The sequence below is a fragment of the Candidatus Villigracilis affinis genome (genome assembly GCF_016705895.1).
Lineage (GTDB): Bacteria > Chloroflexota > Anaerolineae > Anaerolineales > Villigracilaceae > Villigracilis > Villigracilis affinis.
In genome coordinates, this window is record NZ_JADJKT010000037.1 from 210,080 (window position 1) to 234,941 (window position 24,862).

Consider the following 24,862-nt stretch of genomic DNA (forward strand, 5'->3'; position numbering starts at 1 on the left):
TTAATATTTTTACAGGAAATGATTATGTCCTTACTTGGAAAACGTCTGAAAATTCGTTTTTTTACCACAAATACACTAGGATCCAAAGACTCAAAGAGAAAAAAGCTTCGTGCCTTTGTGCCTTTGAGTCTTTGCGGTTTGGTTTTCAGACACCCTCTTGGAAAACTGTTGGTAAAACCTCAAGGACTTTTTCTTATTGTGATTTTCTTTGCTGGATTCCTCACAACCTTGTATGTGTCAAATGAGCATATTTTTTATTGGTGGGATTATGCTTTCTACAAGGAAATAGCTGATGACACCAGCAGAATGTTTATCCAGAACCCTTTTCAGGCATTAAAAGCTGTTTATTTCTCTACATGGTTGGACTATAACTACTATTTTGCATTGCCGCTAATTCCATTCATGGAGTTATTTAAGTATTCTCGATTAGGGTATATCATTGGCTTAGTTTTTGTTTACCATATCCCTATGTTGATTGTATCTGGGCATATTGCCAGAAGAATTTTTCCATCCCATACTTATGCCGGATGGATTACGATTTTTACAGGGGCTTTAATTCCAGCGTTTTGGGCTTCTGCTTTTAGAGGATATCCAGATACTGGAGCAGTTCTACTGATCGCAGTTGCTATAGTCATTTATCTGCTGGATATGGAACTGAAAAAATGGCGTCTTCAACTTCCTGTGATTGGAATATTGTGCGGATTGGCGATTATATTTCGACGCCACTTTGCTTATAATGTGGCGTCTTTATTATTTTCTATAGGAGCATTTTTATTATTCTTTGCCCTGCAACGTTCCGAAAAGAACTGGAGGAAGGGTTTATCTGAGTTTTGGAATGTCTTGATAAAAATGCAAATTATACTGGCCTTTCTCGTGCTTTCCATTGTTTTATTGGCCCCGGGACTGTTGCTGAATATCATTTATGTAAATTATCTAAGTCTGTATTCATCATACTCTCTCAATCCTTTTCAGGTCTTTGTTTATTTTTTAAAGACTTATGGTGTTTTGTGGTTTCTGGTTGTTTTGGGCTTTGCATCGGGCATTCCCAAAATACAGAAGGTTTTTCAGCTTGAAGGCGAAAACGCGGATCAGAAATCGTTGTGCTTTATTTTACTTTTTGGAGTGACTTCTGTGTTTATATGGGTTGCCATTCCCCGTCAAACGGGCACACAGTACATGTTGCATGTTGCATTGCCAATCTTACTGGGTATTTCTGCGCTTATAGTATGGGTAATTATTAAGCCCAAAACGCTTGTTCACTGGTTGCTCACCCCCGGTATTTTCCTTTTGCTTGGATACAACTTGTGGGCAGGATTAGCTCCCGTGCATTTAGTCCCCATTCCAACAACCCTAAACCATCCCCCGTTGTATCGCCCGGACTACGATGAGGTAGCACGGCTGGTTGCTTATTTACGCGAAATCGCTGGCGGAAATGGAAGTATTTATATTGTGGATTCGTCAAAGTTAATGAACGACGAAATCATACATCATGCTGAAGTGTCCCTGTATGGAGAACATACATCTCTGCGGATACTACACTCTCCTCAAATAGATTCACGGGATTTTTACCCATTGGCGCCATTGCTTCAAGCCGAATACGTTGTAGTCACCACTCCCTTTCAATACCATTTAAGCGAGGATGAGCAAAAAGTTGTAAAGTTTGTATTTGATATTTTCTCATACCAGTGGAAAATAAGAAAAGATTTCAAAAAACTGCCTGAGGAGTTTCATTTGTATGATGGGGCGGTTTTGTCTGTGTATAAGCGTCAAGTACCCACCTCTCTCGAAACTACACTTTTGACCTTCAGTCAGATGCGGAAATATATCGGCCGTTTACCGGGCGGACAACCAGATTGGATTCTAATTACCCCATCAGCAGAGGCAAGTCTTGTATATGATATTAACGGAAAAAAGCACTCTGTTACAATATCAAAGGATTCTCCATCGCTTTCTTTTCTTTATGCTGGTGCCGATCCTGCCCAATATCTAATAACCGGAAAGGCGAAATTTTCAGATGAAGGATGCCCTCCTGTTGGTGTTTCCATGCAGGTGTTTTCGCTATCCGAACCCATCTCGATGTTATATTTAAAACAAATTACCTCAGGAGCCGGGGATTTTGTTTTGAATATAGAAAAAACTGACGCTATAGCGCTTGTTCTTAATTTTCAGCAAAACACAACTTTATCCATACCATTGTGCAACCCCATTCTAGAATGGGAAATGTCAGAGTAACCTGAGAAGGTGGATACATATGCCAATCAAGATAAACAAAAAAACTCCTGATGGGATGGAAGTAAGCATCGTATTGCCATGCCTTAACGAAGAACGTACAGTGGGAGTCTGCGTTAAAAAAGCTCTATACTCCCTGAAAAAGGGAGAAGTCAATGGTGAAGTGATCGTGGCGGATAATGGTAGCACGGATAAATCCGTAGAGATCGCAGCCTCGCTTGGTGCGAGGGTTATCCATGTTGAGGAAAAAGGGTATGGTAATGCTCTGCGCAGTGGATTTGTGGCAGCGCTTGGACAATACATCATCATGGCGGATGCAGATGATAGTTACGATCTCGAAAACCTCACGCCTTTTATTGAGAAGCTACGCGAAGGATATGAACTTGTTATGGGTAATCGTTTTAAGGGCGGCATCAAAAAAGGAGCCATGCCTTGGCATCATAGATATATAGGGAATCCTGTATTATCCTTCCTCGGAAAGCTTTTTTTTAAAACTCCAGTAAATGATTTCCACTGTGGCTTGCGCGGGTTTACAAAAGAAGCCATTGAAAGAATGGAATTACAAACAACGGGGATGGAGCTGGCCAGTGAGATTGTCATCAAGTCCTCCGTAATGGAAATGAATGTTTGCGAGGTTCCCACAACTTTGTCCCCTGACGGAAGGGATAGACCTCCCCATCTTCGCAGTTTCCGCGATGGATGGAGACATTTGAGATTTCTATTGATGTATAGCCCCACTTGGCTCTTTCTATATCCGGGTCTTGTATTGCTGACATTAGCTGGGGTTTTCAACCTGGCCTTGTTCTTTGGCCCTGTGAACATTGGCTTTAGGCTGATCGACTTTCACAGTTTCATTGTTACAGGAACAATCATGATGCTTGCAGTAAACATGATCTCTTTTGCTGTGATAACGCGGGTTTACGCCTATAATACTAAACTCCTTCCTTCAAAACCGGAGTTTTACCCGTTGTTCAAGTATTTTACTCTTGAGTTCGGTTTGGGGATTGGGTTTGTAGTGTTTATGCTTGGACTCTTTATAACAATTAAGGCGCTCATGCTCTCTCCCGAATTTAACGCGATTGGTTTTAACACAAGTATTCGCCTGGTCTTTGGTGGGTGCCTTGCTATGGCGCTGGGATGGCAGATCATCATTACCAGTTTTGTATTAAGTATTTTGGGAATAAGAATCAGGGATTAAGAAATCAAGACTATTCAGCGTAAAACGCAATGAATATTTATAAAGAAAGGCTCTAAACTCATGAAAGATATTCGCAAGCCGCTTTATGAAAAATACTATTCCGCTTTTAAGATGGGGGAACCGCGAGAGAAGTTTGGTTTTCTGCATCTCAAACTTTGGTACAACGAAAAATACCTGCCTTTGTTCAAAGGAAGGAAACGGGATGAAGCCATCCTTGACTTGGGGTGTGGGCAAGGATTTATGTTAAGGTACCTGCAATCTGTTGGTTTTACCAACTTGTCAGGTGTGGATATTTCAGAAGAGCAAGTCAAAATAGCAAAAGAGCGTGGATTTAATGTTTTTCATGCAGATGTGATGTCCTTCTTGAAGGAGCATGTGGATGAGTATGAGATAATTGTTGCGATTGACATAATTGAGCACTTCAAAAAAGAGGAGCTTTATGAATTGCTTGTGTTAATACAACAAGCTTTGAAGCCTGGCGGGCTATTTATTATCCAGACACCCAATGGTGATGGCTTGATGCCGAACTATGTTATTTACGGTGATTTAACTCATTTTACAATTTTGTCCCCTTTGTCACTAAAGAATATCTTGACTGTTACAAATTTTGATAATGTGAAAATAAAGGAGCTTGGGCCGGGTCTTTTTATTCACTTTCCTCTTTTTTTGATATGGCAGGTGATTCGGCTTTTTGCAATGATTATTAAATTTGCAGAAATTGGGCGTATTCAGAAATGTTGGTCAGAATCCATGATCTGTAGCTGCCAAAAGCCTGTTACATTGTCTGAAGAAAAAGTGTAAATTTGTTAAAAGAGCGAAACCGCTTTTAACGGGAATTTTGTTGTCATTTTACTGTGCTGTGCGAGCAATATCCTGCAATATTTCAAGATATCGCTCGCACATCTTTTTCCAACTTAATTGGTTAATGGCAAAATCTCTACAGGCAGCACGAAGGTTTTCTGGAGCGGCGCAATTAGAAAGTGCCATATTTAGTTTTTCTTCTATGTCATGTGTCTGTGGCAATACAGCAAAGAATAATTTGCGTGACGCTGTGTCTAGTTCATATAGTGATTCCTCAGAAATTACCACAGGCGTTCCACAAGCGAGACTGTTGGAAACTGTTAAAGTTATTCCTTCCCCGACGGATGGATGAACCAAAATATCTGCGCTGGCGAAAAGTTTGCTTAATTCATCTTCTTGAAGGTTTTGCAAATGTTTTAAGTTGGGTAATTGCCATTCAGAGGGATTAAAGTCATCGGGCCTGCCAACTAATACCCAAAACCATTCCTGATGTTTTTCTATTAAAGGGCGTATTAGATGCACACCTTTACGTTCTACTAAACGACCTACAAAAAGGATGATCGGTCTTTCCACACTTCCGCTCAATTGTTCACGCAGGCGCGCTCGTTCATCCTTCGCCAACGGAACAAATAGGTCTGTATCCACGCCAAGCGGAACCACCTCCTGCCTGGACTTCGGGGTAAGATACGCCATGCCCGCGCGCACATTTTCAGTAATGAACGCTAAACGATCTGCAAGATTGAACATAAGCCAGCCAACGGTTCGATACGCCGCGGTCTGCAAAAAACGTTTGTAATATTGTTTATAAGGTATAAATTTTGCATACTGGGTAAGGAGGACAGGTTTCCCCAGCAGTTTGGCGATAAAAAAAGCAAGGATGTTGATCAAATACAAGCTGTCCTGCAAATGCACGACATCGCACCACTGAATATTGTCAAATAATTTTTTCAACACATTTGGATGCGGCAAGGGATGGGGAAAGCCCAGTTTCTCCTCAGCTATATTCCAGGAGGAGATAGGTACATCACCCCTACCAGCAACTCGCAAATTAGGGGGCACATCCGCCGCCATCCAACGCACCTCGTGCGAGAATTCGCGATAATGTTTTACCAGATTGAAAGAAACGATCTCAACGCCCCCCAGATGTTCTGGATAATAATAATTACCTACAAGTAGAATTTTCAATGGAAGCGGTTCCTTTCTTTCAATTATATCAAGATACAATAGGACAAAAAATGAAAAATCTACAGCAGGGAGACCCAATGCAACGAGCAAATAAATGGTCAATGTACGGAAGAATATTTTTTAGCGCATGGGCAACCTTATGCGTTGCCCTCTTTGTTTTGTTTTCCGGCAGGGCGAGCGTCTTGCATGGATCACTTCTTTTTAATTGGGAAATCATCCTGCCCAAACTTTCAAGAATTGAGCCAATCAATTATCTTGCCGACATCATTGGAGCATTTTTCGGAGTCGCCTTTTTTTTCCTAGCATGTACTTCACTGGGGACTATCTTCACCTCTTTGTTATGGGACGAGAAAAGCGACATCTCAAACAAGCCTGCCCGTCCCGTCCTGATCGGGTCAGCTTTTTTGATCGGGAGCGAATTATTTTCCATTATTTTTCTTACCCTCGGCGGACTATACAAGCTAACGCCTGCTTTTGTGATCGCAATAACACTTGGCGGACTAGTCCTGGGGCTTCGATCATTCGTGAAATTTATCAAGACCCATGCAGAAGATCACAGCTTCAATCTTTTTGAAGGGACAGACAATAACGCCAGACTGGTTTACGGGCTTTCCCTCGGCATTTTATTATTAAGTTTGATGTATTCCTCATCGCGGCTGAGCTACGATTCAGTTGCCTTGTATTTTTCAGATGCAAAGATCACTGCAATGACGAATCACATCCAATACTTTCTGAACGATTCATTTATTGCCAGTTCATTCCACACCGGGATACAGTATGCAGCAATTGCCCAGATATTTGGAGACCAGGCCGCGCGGCTGTATTCATGGGCCAACGGTTTTGTAATTATCATCTTCACCCTGGCGCTGGGAGAACAACTCGGCTTATCCAAACAGGCAAGGCGGATATTGCTAGCCCTGCTCCTAACCACCACCGCGTTTACCGACCTATTGGGAGACGGCAAAATTGACCTCGCAGCTTCCGCGCCCGCCGTTGCTGCTGTTTATTGGATGGTCGTAAACGGCATCAAAGCGCGCAATAGCGGATTCTTTTTCGTGGGCTTTCTGGCAGGTTTCGCCATCATCTCGCGACCTTTTAACGCCGTTTTATTGGGCATCTTCTTCGCGCTTTTCTATTTACAAGAAATGTATTCAGCGTGGAAAAATGATGGACTGAATCTCAAATCTCTCTTCAGCCGTTTTTTCTGGCTCCTCTCGGCGCTTCTGGGTCTCGCTTTATTTCATCTAGCCGCCAACTGGATGATCCTAGGTGACCCGCTGGCAGCTTTTACAAACGCCGCAAAGTTGAACACCTCAGGATGGCAATGGTCTTTCGACCCAAATGAGATATGGGCATTTCGGGCTTTCTATCCATTCGTCGTAACATTTTTGAATTCTCCCCAAAGCCTTGGCACTATTTCCCCGCTATTTCTGGCGTTTTTTCCTGGGGTTTTCATAAAAAATGTCAGGGAAAGACTTTTTGAACAAAAAACATTGTTGTATCTGACATCTCTAACTTTGATTACACTACTCCTTTGGATAATGCTTTTCTTTACAGTGGTCGAAATTCGATATGTGTTTTTTCTATGGATAATTCTATTCATGCCCCTCGCTGTGATTGCTGAAGGCTTGTTCGATCTAAAAGATGACATAGGTAAGATTATGAAATTAATGCTCGTTGTAGTCTTGTTGTTTGTCAATTTTAGAGTTATTTATATTTCGCTTGATACTTACTCTCCATTGGATTCGCGTGGAAATCCCCAGTGCAATAACTACTATTTTTGCGATTATCTAAAACCCATAAGTGACCAGGCTGCTCTTGGGGAGCGGGTGTTAACTTTGAGCGCATTCAGATATTATCTCCGTTCCGATCTTTTTGCGTGTTCCACAAAGGCAGATGAGTATTCCGTTCTTCGCGCTGCATCCTTAAGGAGCACAGATGAATTCTGGGAGGAGGCTTACCGCCAGGGATATACTTATGTTGCCTATGAAAAAAACTATACTGTACGACATTTATATATGGATTTTGTCCCTTCTCCTGACAACATACCCTCTTGGATGAGTCTTATGCCTATTTATGGGAACTCGGAAGATTACATAGTGGCATATAAGATAAATGTTCATACCCCCCCAGTTTTCAAAACGAAGACTTGTATGCAGGATGAGAATCGAATATGGGAAGTTGTGCCTGTGGCCTCAAAGTAAAATAGTAACCCACCAAAACAAAAAAAACTGCCAATTGGCAGTTTTTTTTGTTTTGGTGGGCACGGAGGGGCTCGAACCCCCGACCTCATGTGTGTGATACATGCGCTCTAACCAACTGAGCTACGCGCCCGGGAACGATGGGCATTATAGTATAGCCTTCCACCTTTGGCAAGTGCCTACGGCGGAGGCAAATAATCCCAAGGATTGACCTTCCATGTGGCGGTCATCAGCTCAAAATGGAGATGCGGGCCTGAGGAGCGCCCGGTGGAACCAACAGCGCCAATTCCCTCACCCTGACCAACACTCTGGCCGCAGCCGCGATAGATCGCGCTCAAGTGGGCATATAGTGATTGAAAGCCGTTTCCGTGATCGATCATGATCATATTGCCGTAGCCGTAATTATTCCAGCCAGAGTACACAACCACGCCAGCATCTGCGGCATACACGCCTTCGCCTTCGCTGCCTGCAAAGTCAAGGCCGCGATGATTTGTTTTTTCGTTGTAATCAAACCCCGAGAGGAAGTGTTTGTTCGTCGGGTAGACGTAGGTGCCATAACCGACAGCACCACCACTGATTGGTTCACAGGCGCCCTGCCCAAGCACGCGGGCCGATGCGGGGTTTTCACGAGTCACGCCTAACGGCGCACTCCAATTAACGAACTCCCGTCTTCCATTGGGGATGATCAGCCATGTGCCAGTTTTGATATTTGCGTTGGAATAATCGCCAACCGTATTGAGATCGATTTCGTTGGTGGGATATTCGATAATCTCAGCGGCAGTGACACCATAGAACTCGGCCCAATCTCCAAATGGAATGCCGCCGAGCCACTCCCAATACACGCCGTCCACTGGCAGAATGCTTAATTCCTGGCCAGGCTTCAAGGAGTGCGGATCATCCAATAGAATATTGTAATTACCCCACAAAATGGTTTGCGGCTCCAACCCGAATTTCTCTGCAATGCCAAACACGGTATCGCCATCCTGCACAGTGTAGGTGGTGATCTCATTGCGGGGACGTGAAGGAATATTCGTGTGAATTTGTGCCGAACGGGAGATGCCTGCCACCAGTGGATTTTCCAACGCGGGGATCGAATTGATATCCACTTCAACGGTCGGAGCGGAACCTGATGCCTGATTGCTGTTTCCTGAAAGTGGATTCGCCGTTTGGCGATTGAACGCCTGCACGAGCAGAATTACCACGGCAATGGCGACGATGGAAAACAGATTCGTGCCGCTTCGCAGAAGTGATTCACCAAGTCCCATTTGAACGAGCGTATTCATCCAGCGTGTAATAAAACTGCGCCGTCTTTCAGGTGATGGCTGCTCATTTTTCTCTTTTGTTCTCGGAGAATTGTCTGCTTCTTCGTTAAAATCGTTTTGCATATGGTTCATCATAACATGCCCAAAAAATCAAAGTCAAGATGCATATCAAACGCTAATCCTATATTAACCCGTCGTTCCGCGTATATCCGGGCGAAATACCTGAATTCCGCCAATAATTCCCAGGGAAATCAAGCCGCATAACAGGGTCGTGTTGGTCAGGCCGAATTCCTGTGTCATCCAGCCGACGAGCAGGCTGCCAAATGGGGCAATGCCTTGCAGCGCCCAAAGATAGATGCTGAAAACACGTCCACGCAGTATGTCTGGCACTTGCAATTGCAAAAGTGTATTCATTGTAGCCAGTTGTGTGACGGCTCCCCAGCCCATTAATGCAATAATGATCATTGCGATCCAAACAGAGTTCGAGATGGGGATGACGATCATGCCCAGGATGAAAGCCGCTTCGCCCAGCAAAAGGCGCAAACCACGCCAACGTGAGGTGTTGTTCATGGCGATCGAAAATGCTGCGGTCAATGCGCCTACGCCTTGGGCGGTATAGAGCAGGCTATTGCGTATATCCACTATGGCTTTTGTATCGCTTGCCTGTTTTAGCAGGTCTTTGGAAATTACTGGGAGTTGTTGAATAATAGGGAAAGCGAAAACTCCTAATATGGCCGCAATGACGACCAACAGCCCCACAGACGAATTCTTGAAAAGATACTGGGTGCCTTCCTGTAATTCAACCAACATTGGGCGGGTGCGTGGCAACACTGGTGACTTGTAACGAGTCTGCACAAAAAACAAACTGGTAATGATGGCGACGAAGCTGATTCCATTGAGAAGAAATATCCAGCCTTCGCCATTGGTTGAAAAGAGGAGGAGGGCAGGGGCCGCGAGTGCAGGCCCAAGTACACGTGACATGTTGAAGGCTGTGGATTGCAGTGCAATGGCATTCGGCAGGGATTCTCGCCCAACCAGTTCGATCAGCATGGCCTGGCGTGCTGTGATCTCGAAAGCCGTGGCGATGCCGAGAATTAGCGATGTGATCACGATGTGCCATATCTGTATGAACCCACTTAATGCAAGAATGGCAAGCGCAAAAGTGTCCAGCATCATGATGGATTGAAGGAAAATGATCGCCTTGCGTTTGTCCACGTGTTCGATGAGCACGCCACCGGGCAACGCCAAAAAGAAGGTTGGCAGGGTTACAGCAAAACCGATCAACCCCAAATCGAACGGACGGCCGCTGATGCGGTAAGCCAGTAATGGCAAAGCCGTGTTTTGCATGGATGTGCCGATCAGAGATGTGAGATGACCTACCCAAAAAATGGCGAAATCACGCGAGCCTAACGCTGGAAAGCGTTGTGCTAAAAGGATTTGGATTTTATGCATGTTGTGAGTTGACGAAGAAAGAGCGACGGAATCCGTTCCTGAAAATATTTATCTTATTGAACGGGAACCACCAATTCGGCACGGTCATTGCCTGGAGCGTTGACCATGGTCGAAACAGGGTAGGCGGACATTTTGTCAGCGGGGAAAGATTTGATAAGGTGTAGCAGGCTGTCGGGAGTCCGAGGCGCGGCGTCGAGCCAGTCGGCATAATCCTTTTGGTTAAGGATCACCGGCATGCGGTTGTGCAGAGTCGACATCAACTCATTGGGTTCGGTGGTAATGATGGTGCAAGTGCGAACCGAGCCGCCATCCGGGGAATGCCATTCATCCCAAAGGCCTGCGAAGGCGAATGGCTTGCGGTCTTTCATGTGAATGAAATAGGGCGTTTTGGTTTTAACACCGGGCTGCGCTTTCCATTCGTAAAATCCATCGGCGATGATGAGGCAGCGCTTGTATTTGAATCCGCCGCGAAAGGATGGTTTTTCAGAAATGGTCTCGCCGCGTGCGTTGATCAGTTTGTTGGCAATGGACGGATCCTTTGCCCATGAAGGGATCAGCCCCCAAAGGAAAAAATCCGCTTTGTTCTTTGCATCATTTGGAATGGCAAGGACGGGTTGGGTTGGCGCGATATTGAAACGCGGGGAGAATTGATCTGGAAATGTGAAATCCGAAAATGCGTCCTGTAATTCTGATGGGTCAACAGTAAGAGTAAATCTTCCACACATGGTATCTCCTTATCTTATGGCAGCGTAAAGAAAAATGTTGCGCCTTTGTCGGCTTGCGATTCGACCCAAATGCGTCCACCGTGTACTTCGATGATCCTTTTTACGAGTGCGAGGCCGATGCCGGTTCCGCTGGAATCGCTGGAAAGCTTGTTGAACAGACCAAATATCTTTTCGTGGAACTCAGGGGCAATGCCTGAGCCGTTATCTTTTACGTAAAACACAGCCTGCTCTTCTTCACCGTTGTATGTGCCGATCTCGATACAAGGGGATGACTGGCTGCCCATGAATTTTATTGCGTTCTCGATCAGGTTTTGCATCACTTCCGTCAGGCGCACCCGGTCACAGTGTATTTTGACATCGGTCTCTTTGTAAATGACAAGAACACTCCTCCCTTCGATCTGCCCGTGGACGATCTCCAGCGCGTCTTTGACGATCTCGTTGAATGCGATATAGGTCGGCGGATTGATCAACCTGCCGATGCGCGATAGCTCAAGCAAGTCCCTGAGCAGGTTTTGCATTTTCTCCACTGCGGTTTCGATGCGTGAAATATCCTGCTTGAATTTTTCGAAACTGCCTGAAACGGCATCCTGCTCGAGGTAACCGAGAAATCCTCGAATGGTGACCAGCGGTGATTTCAGGTCGTGAGAGACGGTGTAGGTGAATCTCTCCAACTCGGCATTTTTTGCTTCAAGCTCTTCGATAAAGGTCTTTCGCTGAACGAGTTCGTTTTGAAGTGCCGTGTTGAGCCGTGCATTCTCAATGGCCAAACCTGCATACCCCGCAAATAGCCGCAGGGCTTCGAGCTGTTCATCCAAGATGGGAAGCCCGCTGATCTTATGATCCACGCAGATGATCGCCACCGGTTTTTCACCCACTCTTGCGGCAACAGCGGCAAAATCTTTTACTCCATACATAATGTTGCCCGGTTGGGCGTTGTGTTCATCGTCGTAGCTGTGCGTAATATAAATTGAATCAGGATTATCCAGCAGGTAGATGAATGATTTTGCGTCTTTGCCATCCTGTGCGATGGAAATCCAGGTATGCCATTCATCAACCATTTCTCCCAGATCGTTTGTTCCGAATGTGCCATCCATGGAAGTCCGCGCGGGATTGTAGAGGTAGATTCCAGTGCGGTCAAATTCGAGCCCATCGTGAACGCCCTGCCAAATTCTTGTCAACGTAGTGCGGAGATCATTCACTTCGGTCACGCTCTGGCCTAGCTTGACAACTTTTTCAAGGATCGCGCGGCGTCGTTTCTCCCGTTCCTGCAAAAGGATCTCATCAGAGAGTTCTTTTTGAATGGTTTCATTCAGGCGGGCATTTTCGATTGCCAACCCTGCATAGCCGCCGAATAGACGGAGCGCTTCCAGTTGTTCTTCCGTGATCGGGCGGCCGCTTGGGAGGTTATCCACAGAGATGATGGCAACAGGTTTTTCACCTGCCCACGCGGCTACGGCGGCGAAGTCCTTTACGTCGTGCATTTCATGGCCTTCGGGTATGTTATTTTCAACGCCAAAATTCTTCGAGAAATACAGGCCGTCTGAACTCTCCAGTGTTACCGTAAAAGATGACGGGCTTTCCCGATTAAGAGAATGAGAGTATTCCCATTCCTCCACGATCTGTCCATCGTTGTTTGTGCCCAGAGAGCCGTCGACAGAGTTGCGTTCGGCGTTATAAAGGAAGATCGCCAGACGGTCAAATCCCAACCCGTCGTGGACGCCATGCCAGATCCTTTCGAGAGTGGCGCGCAGGTTGTGTACCTCGGTCACGCCCTGCCCCAACTTGATCACTTTTTCGAGAGTGGCGCGACGGCGTGCTTCGCGTTGTTCCGCTCGTTTTTGCAAGTTCAATTCATTTTGGATGGCGGTATTCAGGCGTGTATTCTCAATGGCGAGACCAGCATAGCCAGCGAATAACCGCAACCCTTCCAACTGTTCGCTTGTAATGGGGCGCTGCGAGATCAGGTTGTCTGCGCAGATCACGGCAACGGGTTTGTTGCCTGCCCATGCCGCAACAGCCGCGTAATCCCTGACTTTGTGCATTTCATGCTCGGGCGGAATATTGTTTTCCGCGGCGTAATTGTTCGTGAAATAAAAACCGTCGGGTCTTTCAAGCAGATAGGCAAATGTCGATCCATCTGTATCCTCGCCGACAGGGAAGGATATGCCATAGTTATCTGTCATTTGACCGTGTTTATCCGTTCCCAATGTGTCATCCATTTGATTGCGCTCGGAGTTGTAGAGGAAGATCGCAAGCCGGTCAAATTGCAGATCGTCGTGAACGCCGTGCCATATTTTATGAATAGTCCCTTTTAAGTCGCTTGATTCAGTAACACGCTTGCCAAGCTCGATCACTTTTTCGAGCATTTCGCCGCGGCGTTTTTCGGTAAGTTCAGCTTCCTTGCGTTCGTTGATGTCGCGGGCAACACCGGTGGTGCCGATGACTTCGCCCTTTCCGTTGAAAATGGGAGTTTTGATGGTCTCCACCCAGTACATCCTGCCTGTGTGGTCCATTTGTTTTTCTTCGATTCGCCTGAGTTTTTGCGATTCAATGACTATCAGGTCATCTTCGCGGTATTTTTGGGCAAAGGCTTCTGCCCAAATTTCTGCATCGGTTTTTCCGACGATATCCTCTACTTGAAGACCGGCCACTGTTGCGAACTTCGCATTAACGGCAATGTATTTACTGTTCACATCCTTCAACCAGGCCATGTCGGGAATCGTCCGCACCATTTCCGCAGACTGGCTAAGGGCGGCGATCAGGGTTTCTTCGGCGAGTTTGACTTCGGTGATGTCCTGCACGGCGCCAATGACGCCTGCAAGCCTGTTCCTGCTTTCATCCCAGATCGGGTGCGCAAATATTCTTTCCCATCGGATCTCTCCACTCTTTGTAATCGTGCGGATCTCGGATTTTATGTCCTCGTTCCGGGCAAGTGCTTCCATATCCTGATTGTCTTTTTCGAGATCGTCCGGGTGAACATGAGCGACCCAGCTGCCCGCGGCCAGATATTCCTCGAAAGTGTAGCCTGTCATCTTTTCAAAGGCGCCACCCACCCAATACAAGTCGTTATTCCCGTTTTCATCTACCTTGGTTTCGAATACATAATCTGTACTGATGTTGGAAAGCATCATGTATTTTTGTTCGCTGATCCTGGCGCGCTTTAATGCATTTTGTGCTGACCGTCCAGAAAGGTGTTGCAATATTGCGATCATGGGGAATATGACCAGACTGATCACCCACATGTTCATGGATGTGTTGAGGCTTTCAACGACGATCAGTTTGTCGACTTCCGCGTAGATCATCCCCGTGCCAGCTAAAAGCGATAGGACGGTGACGTAGGAAGCCGCTCGCCCTCCAAAAAGAATTCCCGCAATGAGGATCACCAGCGGATAGCCCATGACGTAGGCTTCGCTATGCGCGCCGTCTCCGGAAAAAGCTGTGATGGTAAAGAATATCCACAACATCCCAGATTGAATAATCGATGCCTGGTGCACAAATCCTTTTCTGGATAAATACAGAACCAGAAAGTTGATAACTTCACCAAACATCGACTGTATCACTGCCCGGCTGAAATCCTGCGGTTCTGAAACCAGAGTAAATATCAGGTAGGGAACGGGGACAAAGATCAAGCCCCACACGATGACATGCAACAAAAAAGCCTTGTGAGACTTTTCCTCGTTGTCAAACGTGGGTGGCTTGAATATATTATCCATAATGAAAGTTTATTTCCTGAGTTTGCGAGCATCCCCGTCACGCATCGTGATGTTGATCGCATCAAGATGTTCGAGCAAGGCCTGCGCATATTTTCTGGTCGTGCTCAATAAGTCGCGGACCTCTGCAAGAGTGATCGTTTCTTTTGCTTCAAGTTCTTCGCGTATCTTCCTCACGATTAATTCGTAGTCTTGTTTTTTGAAAACCACATCCGGAGATACGGCAAATAATTCATTCATTTCAATCAGGGCGTTGAAGATTTCCTCGCCGACCTCTGCCTGACATTCTTTGACGCTTGGCGGGCCGAAAGGATTCTCGGCGAATTTACGCATCAACCCATTAACCCTGGCCTGATCCTGTCCATTGAATTTTATCTCATGGACGGTTTGAGCCACTGAGCCGCGCAAATCCACCAACTGTGCGCGGTTGACAAGGAGTCCGATCGCCGCATTGAAGACGCGCGGTGTGAGTTTTAGTTTGCTCTTTAATTCTTCACGTGGAATGCCGCGCCGCAATGGATATTGTTTGTGATAAGCATCGACAAGCTGTATGGTCTTTTCCCGCAGGGAATTCCAATACGGGAGTGTAATGGCCAGTATATTGCTCGAGGCCGACAGTTCTCCTTCTTCAAGGGCGACCAACCTGCCGTCTGCGATCAATTCGTTCAACGCTTCATTTGCAGGGTTGAGTTCAAGGCGCGAACGCGCCGTCATTTCTTTCAGCGAAGCGGCGTTCAATGCCAGCGCGGCTTCAAACAAAACGTCGGCGGGCGAACCTTGCGCGAGGGACTCCAGAGATTTCAGCACGGTTTCGTCAAACCGCTTGTGCCTGCCTTTAGGCTGGTGGTCAACGATCATGCCGCCACCGATGGTTTCGCTTGGCGAAGGGCGGCGAAGAATGTAGCGATCTCCGCGTACCGCGACGATGGGGTCGCGCAATTCCAGCTGGATCCAGCCTTCTTCGCCTTCCTGAAGTTCTTCGGTTCCCAGCAAACGCAAAGTGGCGACCGTTTCGCTTGCGCCTGTAAAGAATTTCACTTCGTCGTTATGTTTAATGGGCTTGGAAACTTCCTTCAGTAAACGAAACCGCGCGTCGATCCTGCGCGTGGCTGTATATTGATGGGGGTGGACCACCACTTCGCCGCGCTGGATCAAATCTGTATTCACGCCGGAGATATTGACCGCGGTGCGGGAGCCCGGCACAGCACTTTCCTCTTTTTTCTTATGGGTTTGCAGACCGCGTATGCGCCCCGTTTGACCCGAAGGCAGAATTTCCACTTCATCACCAATCGAGAGATGACCATCACTAAGCGTGCCTGTGACCACTGTGCCAAATCCGCTCATGCTGAACACACGGTCGATCGGCAGGCGTGGACGGTTTAGGTCGGGGCGCGAAGGTTTGTCTTTTAGCAGGATCTCAATGGCCGAAAGCAACTCTTTGAGTCCCGTTTTGTTTTTGGCAGAGACTCTAACGATGGGGGCGTCTTTTAGTACGGTCTCACTCACAGCAGAGCGAATGTCTGTTTCGAGCAGATCAAGCCACCCTGAATCAGAAGCGAGATCTGTTTTCGTCAAGACGATCAATCCAGCGGGAATCTGCAGCAGATCCAAAATCAGCAGATGTTCCCTGGTCTGCGGCATGACCCCTTCATCGGCGGCGATGACGAGCAAAGCCGCGTCGATTCCGCCGATGCCTGAAAGCATGTTCTCGATGAAGTCGCGGTGCCCGGGCACATCTACAATGCCCACCTCTTCGCCATTGGGTAGATTCATCCAGCCGAAACCGAGTTCAATGGTCATTTCGCGGGCTTGTTCTTCCTTGAGGCGGTCGGGGTGAGTGCCGGTGAGTGCTGCGATAAGCGTTGACTTGCCGTGGTCTACATGGCCTGCTGTTCCAATGACTCTCATGTTTACTATTTAACCACAAAGTTAAAGAAAAATCCCGCAGGATTTCCCTGCGGGATTTTGTGCCTACGACTTTTTTGTTTTCTTTCCGTGCCCCATGATGCGTTGGTAGGAAAGCATCCATTCGTGGATGACGTTCATCATTTCCTGCAATTGCTTTTCGGTTGCATCGGTAGTTTGGTGTAGTTGGTCTTGAACGACCTGTGCAGCATCATCGAGCGGCGTGATGCGGGTTTCGATCTTTTGCACTTCCTTGCGAATATCGCGGAAGGATTCTTCGGAGGAGAGGCTGTAACCAGTCCAGCGTTTTTGGTCGTCGGTCTTGAAGCTGACCCATTCCTGACGCAGGCGGTCTTCGGCGAGGCGCTGCATTTCAGTGACTTCATTGATGCGGCGTTCGAGTTTGGTATTGAGTTCGAGATAGGTTTCCTGCGCCTTTTTTGCTCCGCGCAGGGCTTCATCCAGATTCTGAATGTGGATGTCGAGATTGGCGGCTTCCTTTTGGAAGGACTCGTATTTTTCCTTCCATTCTTTCCATGCGCGGTCGCGGTCGATCTGCGCCAGGGTTTGTTGTTCAAGAAAGGCGGCTTGGGCCTGTTTGCGTTCGAGCTCCGATGCAATCAGGTCGGTAAAACGATTCTCAACATTGCGGATGCTGTCGGCGGTGATGGTGGCTTTGTCGCGGTTTTCATCCACGCGTTTGCGCAGGGCTGTCACTTCGCCTTGAATATCGGCGACGCGTTTCAAGTCATTTTTGCGTGTTTCCTCAATGGCTTTCAGGGCGTGAACAGCGTCGTCTTTTGTGCGGGCAACTTCGTCCACACGGAATTTCAAATCGGCTACATTGTTCAAGACGCGCTGCATTTCATCGCCGCGTTCCTTAAGTTGTTTTTTGATCTCCGTTAAGTTGGTCGTCGTTTTGATATTTGCGATGACCTTCTGGATCTCGGTCAACTCCGTTTGGACATATTTCAGGTTTTCGCGGGTGACGCGGGTCTGTTCTTTTTCTTTTTCCTCCAGCAGTTTGACGAATTCGGCGCGCTGGCGGGTCATTAACGTATCAAATTGATCCAGGCGCTTTTCCATGGGGGAGACGTCGGTGATTTGCCTGGTAAAGTTCTTCATTTGTTTTGAAACGGCGTTAATGGTCGTCTCAAACGATTCCAAACGCCCGTCCAGGCCTGTGAGCGCATCCTGATTATTGCGCTGCTGTTTGTCCAACCATTCAAGGCGTTTGATGATTTGTTCGAATTCCATTTTTATCTCCGATGGCTGTTTGAGAAATGATTTACTCGAGTACGAAATTATAGCACGCCCGCAAAACGGGATTATTGGCCGAGATGCTCGAACAACGCAGGCAGATTTGCGATAAATGGCTGCAATACCTGCGGGAAAATTCCGAGGATGAAGAGCCCGATCACACCCACCCCGAGCATGATCACCTGTACCCAGGTTTCATTCAACTCCCAGGCCTTGTTCTCCTCGGCCATGACGAATACCGCCAAGGTACGTATTGCCCCAATGAGCAATCCAAGCAACCCGATGAACACCCACAGTGAAATGGTGAGAGATTCTCCGCCCAGTTCCTGCCATAATGCAGCTCGTGATGGGAAGCCTGCCAGCAATGGGAAACCTGCCATCGAGAGATGCGCCAGAATAATGGAAGTCACAGCAATGGGATAACTACGAGCCAATCCGCGGACTTCACTAAAACGCAGAGAATATACCTTGCGTTTAATGATTGAAATCGCCAGTGCCCAGACCGCCAGTTCCAATCCGCGCGGGGTGAGCAGAAGGAAGGTGACATTTACAACTTCGTTTGATCTCAAGCCTGCGGCCAGCAGCAACAGACCTGTTTCCACGATCGAAGCGTAGCCCATCATTCTCCCGATGTGCTTTTGCTGCGAAGCGAAGAGTCCGCCGCTGGCGACCATGAACACGCCCGCATATTGGATGGCGCTTGAAAGTTGGGGAGTGCTGCGCAGCCACGTGTACCGATCTAAAAAATTGAGCAGGAAGATCACTGTGAAAGTTGGCAGCGCCCACAACAGGAAACCTGTAGCATAAGGCGATGCTTCCTCGGTTAGCATGGGAATCCAACTATAGAGTGGAAAGACCGCCAGCAGGAAGGCAAACCCCAGGCTGAGCATGGTGCCTGCTTGAATGGTGTTGCCGATGTCGCCAGGGCTGGCTTCCACGCCTGCAAGCATCCACCCCGAAAAGAGGATGAAAGGCATCGCAAGAATTTGGTGGATGAGGAACCGCACAATACCGGGACCCGGTCGCTGGTGCAGCGGAACCAGCAGCGGAATCACCAACATGGCCGCCATGGTGATCAGAAGTGCTGCGAAAAGAAAAGGTTCCACTGCAATGGAGGCTGTCAGCAATGCCACGATCATCAATCCCAGCGAAACGAATCGATTGGCGGTACCCGACGCCTGCGTGCCGAAGAACCACAGGGTGGCTAATCCATAAATGATGGCGAGCAACGGTCCATCTGCGGTGTTGAGCGCGAAGCTGCGCCCAAAAAATTGAACAGACGCTGAGATCTTGATGGAGACAGTACCGAGCAGGAGCGCCGTATCGATGGGGAAGATCAAGGCGGTCAACGCCAGAAGCATGGATACGACCCCGCCGACAAATGACGAAACACGTTCCTGCAACAGAAACAGAATCAGAACCCCGGCGAGAAATGGAACGAGAATCCAAATGACCGGCGCGCTCATACGTCTTCCTCGGTTTCAAGCGGAATAGAGCCCGCGATCATCAAATAGGAACCAACGATTCCCAATCCCAGATTTGTCAGCGCCAGCAGGCCAGCCACTAGAATGGAACTCTCTACTGCCGCATAAAGGATTTCGAACCCGGTCAGCATGGTAAGCAAACCGAGCGTAACTCGCAGCACATCCGATGTGACCCCAAGGTGGATGACGCCTGCTCCGATCAGAATCAGGCTTCCTGCGATCACCTGTAAGCCGAGGCCAGGAATACTCGTTTCAATGCGCGATGTGGCTCCGATGGAAACAAGCGCCACAATGCCGATCAGAGTGGCGCGGAACCAACGTCCGCTGAGCAGGGAGGTTTCATCAGCACTTTCCTCGGTAGATGTCAGGCCAAGGCGGGTCATGCCGAGTGCGGCGACCACCATCCAGCCTGTGATGAGTTTTGCAGAGCCCATTACGAAAGGCAGGTGACGTGTAACCAGCCAGAATGCGGCGATATATTGCACGGCCAGCGCGCCTAAAGGTACGCGCCAGTCGCGGCTGATCAAAATAGTTGCGGATGTTGCAAGGATCATTCCCACTGCAATCCATGAAACGATGTCGGTTGCCATGCTATGGAAGCCCTTGTGATAGAAGTGAGATAAATAGAACGAGGAAAAGCAAAGTCCACATGACGCCGCCATTGCCTTCCAGCGCGGTAGTAATGGCGAGGCTGATCCTCTCGAAAATACGATACACGCTCCAGAAACTGCTGTACATGTTGGTTGCGTTTGAGCTTGCAGGATTCACCCAATGAGCGCGGATCGGGTTGAGGATGCGAAAACGCGGTGTCGCCCAAACCAGCCCAAGGGTTAAGAGTGAAACGATCACAGCGAGCAGCCATGCCCCGATCTGGCGCGCGCCGTCCCATCCGATAAATCCAAGAATGAATTGCAGCGCGATGGGCAAAATGATCCCTGCCGGGTACACGCGGTTGGTCCAGTTTTCTTGTGAGTCGAGTGAGCTTCGTTCTCCGGGCCGCAGGGTGTGGCGGATCAACCCTGCGATCAACAAGGCCTGCGCTGCAATTGCGAAAGGAATAAAAAAGTTCAATGTACCAAGCCATGCGCTGGCTGTAAGTGAAAATGGCAGAGACGAAAGACTCCAGGCACCGAAAAGCAGAACGCGATTCAACCACGTGTGTTGAACGGAGGAAAGGAACAAAGCGCCGCCGACGAGGATCAGCGCACATCCCCATGCGATTGCGCCAAGCGGATTGCCGTTGAGTGTGGCGACGATCGAAAGCGCCGCCATGCCGATGATCCAATAAGGGCGGCCCGTCAATTCATCTGGAGCGCGCAGCCACATCCAACCGCCGTACACAGCAGCAATGATCGCAAGTGCCAATAAGAATGGCGTAGCGCCCGAACTCAAACTGCCGGCGGGAACATGTGCCAGCAGCACCAAACTGGATGCGGCGGCGATCAAACGCAGGGAGGTTCCAAACCCGCGCCTCAATACAGACTCGGATGAGTACGGAAGATGCAGGGGGAATACACCCAGTCGCAGCCCTGCCGCTGCAACGAAATACAAGCCAGAGCTTGGCGCGATCGATTGAAAATCAAATGAACTGCCCTGGGCAATGCTTACAATATTTGCCCATAGCAAAAGAAAAGTGCCGAGCGCGCGCGTGGAAAAAGAAATAACAACTTTTTCATTGTTCTTTGGCCCATCCACAGAACGCAGTTGCGTGATGAGTTCGGAAAGGTCGAGTGCGCTCCAAATGAGCAATAACGTAAAGGGGTTGTTCGCTGTGACTGCCAGAATTCCAAGCCCGCCAAGGGCGAGCACGCCAGCCCACGCATACGAACTCGTCGAATTTGGCCTCGCCACCGCTGTCAGCAGGATGGTCAATGTAATGCCAGCGACGCTAATCGCATATGGCCACGAAACTGCATCTGCGCGAAACAGGATCGGATTTTGGAACAAAGCAAGCGGCTGCCACGCGGGAAACACAAGGTCCACTGGCATTTGAGCGAGCCAGATAAACACGCTTGCCAGGGCAAGCATTGCGCCTCCGATTGCCGCGAGCCAGGTATATCGCGCATTTGGCTGGGCCACACTCAGCCCCAGCAGGATCAGCGCAGTCACAAAAAGAAGCAGACAGGAAATTAAGATCAACATGGAATGAACAATTGTATCAGTTTTATTGTTGGCATACTTTCCCCGATTCGCATTTGGTACAATCGTGAACATGACTTTTCAAAGGCGCATCCTCACTTTATTGGTTGTTTTTCTGGCGACATCATGCGCATCTGCGCCGGACCCGCTGCCTGCTTCTGTTCCCCAAGCCGTTCCAACCCTGACGCCTTTTCAACCCGTGATCGAGCCTGCCGTCCTGCTGGTTGACCCGGCGGCGGTCCCCGCTGAGCCTACCTATACCCCTTTGCCAAGGCAAAACACGGCGATCGAAAACATACCGACCCCGGTACTCGTGGATCCATCCTCCAGCGGAGCCGCCGCAGATTTCAGCTTGATGAACATCAACAACCCGCTGACCGGCCTGCCTGTTAATGACCCCTCCCTCCTCAACCGCAGACCGATGGTCATCAAAGTTGCGAACGCACCGGACACCATCCGCCCGCAATCCGGGCTGACCCTGGCGGATGTCGTTTACGAATATTACATCGAATGGGGCGATACGCGCTTTATCGCCGTCATGTACGGAAACGACTCTCCCATGGTTGGCCCTGTACGTTCGGGACGCTATTTTGATGAACACATCGCACGTATGTACAATGCGTTTCTCGTTTTTAAATTTGCCGACCCGCGCGAGTATTCATATTTGCAGAATTCCACCTTGAACGAATTTCTGGTGGTGCCGGGCGGCTCGGGTTGTCCGCCGTTTGTTTTTGGCCCTGACAAAAAGCGTGACGATTACAACAATTTCTTTTTTGACACACCCGAATGGGCTGCCTGCGCCGCCAGCAAGGGACTCGATAATTCACCCCAGGTCATTCGCGGCGGATTCTTCTCCGACGAAGCCATGGAAACCTCGACGACAGCCACACGTATTTTTTCGTACTATTCCAGGCAAAGCTATAACTACTGGGAATACGATGTCATTACCCACAAGTATTTCCGCTTTCAGGAAGCGAATGATATGTTGAATGGCAAGCCTGAAGCATACGCGCCTCTTTCAGATGCTCAAACGGGTTTGCCCGTGAACGCGGAGAATATCGTTGTCATCTTTGTGCCGCATATTTTCGCGAATCAATTCGACGCAAAAGACGAGGTCTACCACATTGACCTGATCGATTCAGGGAATGCCTTTGTCTTTCGCGATGGATTTGTGACCCCCGCCAAATGGGAACGCACCGATGTCAACCAGCCGCTTTTGCTTACCAATCTGGATGGCAGCCCGATCTATTTACGCCCCGGCCGCACCTTCTACGAGGTGATGGGATTTACTTCCACATATACTCAGGACGGGAACGACTGGCATTTCAAATTCGAAACGCCGTGAATGATACCCCCTCCCAATTTTCGATATCTAATATTGGATTGCGGTATGCCGCTTGATCTTGAAAAAAAGTTTACTAAATTATGTGACAAGCGATAAAATACATCGCATCCGCGTTCGTTTGGAGCTGACATGACTTTTGACCCCGTTTTCCTTGGAAGTTTAACGCTTGTCCTGACCGCATTCGGTGGAGCATTTCTGGCCGCCTTGTGGATCAGCCTGGTGGTGTGGACGTATCGCGATATCCGGGCCCGTGCCCGCGACCCATTGACACAGACACTGGCTGCCTTGTTGGTGGCGGTTTTGAATCTTCCGGGCGTGCTTGTTTATCTCATCTTGCGTCCGCCGCGCACTTTGGAGGAGGAATATCAACGCACATTGGAAGAGGAAGCTCTACTTCAGGCGTTGGAAGACCTTCCGCTTTGCCCGGGCTGCGAGCGCCGTGTGAAAGAGGATTGGCAGGTCTGCCCGAATTGTCATACCAAGTTGAAGAAGGCCTGTCACAATTGCGGAAAGTTCATGGAACTGCCTTGGAATATCTGTCCGTATTGCGGAACGCCTGCGCCGGGTATGCGCCTCGAGTCAACGGGCATGGATGATGCCTTGCGCAACCTGAAAATGGCTGACGAACAGGCTGATGTGAAGATCGATTCTGCAACCTGATCAAGAAACATGAGTGCCGCTGAACTCAAATATTAAATACAAAACTCAAGACCACGAATCTGCATGGGCGCATCAACGCCCGAAGCGATTCGTGGTCTTGTAGTTATAAAAATAAAGGATCCTAAAATGAAAATAGACTCTGCAGTACTTCATCACTTAAGCATGCCGCTGGTTTCTCCATTTGAAACTTCCTTTGGCCGCGAAACGGACCGTGAATGTGTCCTGATCGAATTGAGGTCGGAGGGATTGATTGGGTATGGTGAATGTGTTGCCACTCGCGACCCGGGCTATAACTACGAGACCACCGGCACGGCCATGCATATTCTCAAGGATTTCGTCCTGCCGCTGATTCTGGGCGTTGATGTCAAAGATGCCGCGGATTTTCAAATGCGTGTTTCGGGGATTCGCGGTCATCACCTCGCGAAGGCTGGTGTGGAGATGGCGATCTGGGATCTGCTGGGAAAGCGTTCGGGCAAGTCTTTGCGCGAGATGCTGGGCGGGGTGCGTGAAAAGGTTGAGGTGGGAGTCTCCATTGGGATTCAAGAATCAGCTCAAGGGTTGGTCAGAACCGCGGCGGATTTTATCGAGCAGGGTTATGCGCGGGTGAAGATCAAGATCAAGCCGGGCAGGGATGTCGAGGATGCGGTCGCCGTTCGAAATGCATTCCCAAATCTGCGCTTGCAGGTGGATGCAAATTCCGCCTATTCGATGAGCGATGTGCCCGCCCTTAAGCCGCTCGATAAGTTGAATTTGCTGTTGATCGAGCAGCCGTTGTTCGAAGATGATATTTGGGACCATCACAAGTTTCAGGAACAATTCGACACCCCCGTTTGTTTGGATGAAAGCATCCTTTCACCGCGCCACGCGCGTTATGCCATCGAGATGAATGCGTGCCGTGTGATCAATATCAAGGCGGGCAGGCTGGGCGGATTGAGTCAAGGTGTGATGGTTCATGACCTGTGCCTGGAAAGATCCCTGCCTGTTTGGTGCGGAGGTATGTTGGAGACGGGGATCGGGCGTGCTTCGAATCTTGCGCTGGCGTCGCTGCCGAATTTCGTGCTGCCCGGCGATGTCTCTGCGTCAGACCGCTATTATGCGCGGGATATTACGAACGAACGCTTTGTGCTAAACCCCGATTCGACCATCGATGTGCCCACTGGCCCCGGCCTTGGCATGACCATCGACCAGGAAGCGTTGAAACTATTTACGCTCAATGAACTTCCAATTGTTGCAAGTTCATAATAAATAAAACTGTATTGATATTATTTTGAAGCAAACCGCATTTGCTTCATATAATGCGAAGCAT

17 protein-coding genes and 1 tRNA gene are annotated in these 24,862 nt (G+C 48.6%); 7 read left to right on the forward strand and 11 right to left on the reverse strand.

Translation table 11 applies throughout. The annotated features are described in order from the left end of the window. Positions 1 to 24: 24 nt before the first annotated feature. The 3 genes from IPI86_RS19770 to IPI86_RS19780 are packed head-to-tail and all read left to right on the forward strand — an operon-like array spanning position 25 to position 4,228. Positions 25 to 2,232, forward strand: a complete 2,208-nt coding sequence (locus IPI86_RS19770) for a hypothetical protein (RefSeq protein ID WP_345299741.1) — start codon at positions 25 to 27, stop codon at positions 2,230 to 2,232. Between the two features lie 19 nt (positions 2,233 to 2,251). Continuing rightward, positions 2,252 to 3,427 (forward strand): glycosyltransferase family 2 protein, encoded by a 1,176-nt coding sequence (locus IPI86_RS19775; protein WP_345299742.1) that lies wholly within the window; start codon positions 2,252 to 2,254, stop codon positions 3,425 to 3,427. Positions 3,428 to 3,487: 60 nt separating this feature from the next. Then, entirely contained in the window at positions 3,488 to 4,228 is a 741-nt protein-coding gene (locus IPI86_RS19780) for a class I SAM-dependent methyltransferase (RefSeq protein ID WP_345299743.1), read from the forward strand. A 48-nt stretch (positions 4,229 to 4,276) separates the two neighbouring features. Here IPI86_RS19780 and IPI86_RS19785 read toward each other — a convergent pair whose 3' ends face one another. Further along, positions 4,277 to 5,413: a glycosyltransferase family 4 protein gene (locus IPI86_RS19785; RefSeq protein WP_345299744.1), complete on the reverse strand. Its 1,137-nt coding sequence runs from the start codon at positions 5,411 to 5,413 to the stop codon at positions 4,277 to 4,279. Here IPI86_RS19785 and IPI86_RS19790 point away from each other — a divergent pair. Further along, positions 5,413 to 7,617, forward strand: coding sequence for a hypothetical protein (locus IPI86_RS19790; RefSeq protein WP_345299745.1), 2,205 nt, complete (start codon positions 5,413 to 5,415; stop codon positions 7,615 to 7,617). The genes IPI86_RS19785 and IPI86_RS19790 overlap by 1 nt on opposite strands. A gap of 53 nt (positions 7,618 to 7,670) precedes the next feature. Here IPI86_RS19790 and IPI86_RS19795 read toward each other — a convergent pair. From IPI86_RS19795 to IPI86_RS19840, 10 genes are all read right to left on the reverse strand, one after another. Then, a tRNA-Val gene (locus IPI86_RS19795) sits at positions 7,671 to 7,747 on the reverse strand. Between the two features lie 46 nt (positions 7,748 to 7,793). Next, positions 7,794 to 8,999, reverse strand: a complete 1,206-nt coding sequence (locus tag IPI86_RS19800) for a peptidoglycan DD-metalloendopeptidase family protein (RefSeq protein ID WP_345299746.1) — start codon at positions 8,997 to 8,999, stop codon at positions 7,794 to 7,796. Positions 9,000 to 9,062: 63 nt separating this feature from the next. After that, positions 9,063 to 10,328, reverse strand: coding sequence for an MFS transporter (locus IPI86_RS19805; protein WP_345299747.1), 1,266 nt, complete (start codon positions 10,326 to 10,328; stop codon positions 9,063 to 9,065). Between the two features lie 53 nt (positions 10,329 to 10,381). Beyond that, a complete protein-coding gene (locus tag IPI86_RS19810) occupies positions 10,382 to 11,053 on the reverse strand; it encodes an SOS response-associated peptidase (RefSeq protein WP_345299748.1) in 672 nt (223 codons plus the stop codon). A gap of 14 nt (positions 11,054 to 11,067) precedes the next feature. Next, on the reverse strand, positions 11,068 to 14,766 hold the full coding sequence (locus IPI86_RS19815) for a PAS domain S-box protein (protein WP_345299749.1): 3,699 nt from the start codon (positions 14,764 to 14,766) through the stop codon (positions 11,068 to 11,070). Between the two features lie 9 nt (positions 14,767 to 14,775). Then, complete coding sequence (gene selB / locus IPI86_RS19820) at positions 14,776 to 16,671, reverse strand: selenocysteine-specific translation elongation factor (protein WP_345299750.1); 1,896 nt, start codon at positions 16,669 to 16,671, stop codon at positions 14,776 to 14,778. Between the two features lie 63 nt (positions 16,672 to 16,734). Further along, positions 16,735 to 17,925, reverse strand: coding sequence for a hypothetical protein (locus tag IPI86_RS19825; protein ID WP_345299751.1), 1,191 nt, complete (start codon positions 17,923 to 17,925; stop codon positions 16,735 to 16,737). A gap of 71 nt (positions 17,926 to 17,996) precedes the next feature. Further along, entirely contained in the window at positions 17,997 to 19,394 is a 1,398-nt protein-coding gene (locus IPI86_RS19830; protein WP_345299752.1) for a proton-conducting transporter membrane subunit, read from the reverse strand. After that, a complete protein-coding gene (locus IPI86_RS19835) occupies positions 19,391 to 20,002 on the reverse strand; it encodes a hypothetical protein (RefSeq protein ID WP_345299753.1) in 612 nt (203 codons plus the stop codon). The genes IPI86_RS19830 and IPI86_RS19835 overlap by 4 nt, the downstream gene beginning before the upstream one ends. A 1-nt stretch (position 20,003) precedes the next feature. Next, a complete protein-coding gene (locus IPI86_RS19840) occupies positions 20,004 to 21,626 on the reverse strand; it encodes a hypothetical protein (protein ID WP_345299754.1) in 1,623 nt (540 codons plus the stop codon). Between IPI86_RS19840 and IPI86_RS19845 the strand changes: the two genes are divergently transcribed. The 3 genes from IPI86_RS19845 (at position 21,625) to menC (ending at position 24,798) form a co-directional block, all read left to right on the forward strand. Next, positions 21,625 to 22,896: a DUF3048 domain-containing protein gene (locus IPI86_RS19845; RefSeq protein WP_345299755.1), complete on the forward strand. Its 1,272-nt coding sequence runs from the start codon at positions 21,625 to 21,627 to the stop codon at positions 22,894 to 22,896. The genes IPI86_RS19840 and IPI86_RS19845 overlap by 2 nt on opposite strands. A gap of 129 nt (positions 22,897 to 23,025) precedes the next feature. Next, positions 23,026 to 23,556 (forward strand): zinc ribbon domain-containing protein, encoded by a 531-nt coding sequence (locus IPI86_RS19850; RefSeq protein ID WP_345299756.1) that lies wholly within the window; start codon positions 23,026 to 23,028, stop codon positions 23,554 to 23,556. Positions 23,557 to 23,682: 126 nt separating this feature from the next. Beyond that, positions 23,683 to 24,798: an o-succinylbenzoate synthase gene (gene menC / locus IPI86_RS19855; protein ID WP_345299757.1), complete on the forward strand. Its 1,116-nt coding sequence runs from the start codon at positions 23,683 to 23,685 to the stop codon at positions 24,796 to 24,798. Positions 24,799 to 24,862: the final 64 nt, after the last annotated feature.

Bases quoted from the DNA above. Each gene is read 5' to 3' on its own strand.
- IPI86_RS19770 (WP_345299741.1), top strand. From the start codon at position 25: ATGTCCTTACTTGGAAAACGTCTGAAAATTCGTTTTTTTACCACAAAT.
- IPI86_RS19775 (WP_345299742.1), top strand. From the start codon at position 2,252: ATGCCAATCAAGATAAACAAAAAAACTCCTGATGGGATGGAAGTAAGC.
- IPI86_RS19780 (WP_345299743.1), top strand. From the start codon at position 3,488: ATGAAAGATATTCGCAAGCCGCTTTATGAAAAATACTATTCCGCTTTT.
- IPI86_RS19790 (WP_345299745.1), top strand. From the start codon at position 5,413: ATGGAAGCGGTTCCTTTCTTTCAATTATATCAAGATACAATAGGACAA.
- IPI86_RS19800 (WP_345299746.1), bottom strand. From the start codon at position 8,999: ATGCAAAACGATTTTAACGAAGAAGCAGACAATTCTCCGAGAACAAAA.
- IPI86_RS19805 (WP_345299747.1), bottom strand. From the start codon at position 10,328: ATGCATAAAATCCAAATCCTTTTAGCACAACGCTTTCCAGCGTTAGGC.
- IPI86_RS19810 (WP_345299748.1), bottom strand. From the start codon at position 11,053: ATGTGTGGAAGATTTACTCTTACTGTTGACCCATCAGAATTACAGGAC.
- IPI86_RS19815 (WP_345299749.1), bottom strand. From the start codon at position 14,766: ATGGATAATATATTCAAGCCACCCACGTTTGACAACGAGGAAAAGTCT.
- selB (WP_345299750.1), bottom strand. From the start codon at position 16,671: ATGAGAGTCATTGGAACAGCAGGCCATGTAGACCACGGCAAGTCAACG.
- IPI86_RS19825 (WP_345299751.1), bottom strand. From the start codon at position 17,925: ATGGAATTCGAACAAATCATCAAACGCCTTGAATGGTTGGACAAACAG.
- IPI86_RS19830 (WP_345299752.1), bottom strand. From the start codon at position 19,394: ATGAGCGCGCCGGTCATTTGGATTCTCGTTCCATTTCTCGCCGGGGTT.
- IPI86_RS19835 (WP_345299753.1), bottom strand. From the start codon at position 20,002: ATGGCAACCGACATCGTTTCATGGATTGCAGTGGGAATGATCCTTGCA.
- IPI86_RS19845 (WP_345299755.1), top strand. From the start codon at position 21,625: ATGACTTTTCAAAGGCGCATCCTCACTTTATTGGTTGTTTTTCTGGCG.
- IPI86_RS19840 (WP_345299754.1), bottom strand. From the start codon at position 21,626: ATGTTCACGATTGTACCAAATGCGAATCGGGGAAAGTATGCCAACAAT.
- IPI86_RS19850 (WP_345299756.1), top strand. From the start codon at position 23,026: ATGACTTTTGACCCCGTTTTCCTTGGAAGTTTAACGCTTGTCCTGACC.
- menC (WP_345299757.1), top strand. From the start codon at position 23,683: ATGAAAATAGACTCTGCAGTACTTCATCACTTAAGCATGCCGCTGGTT.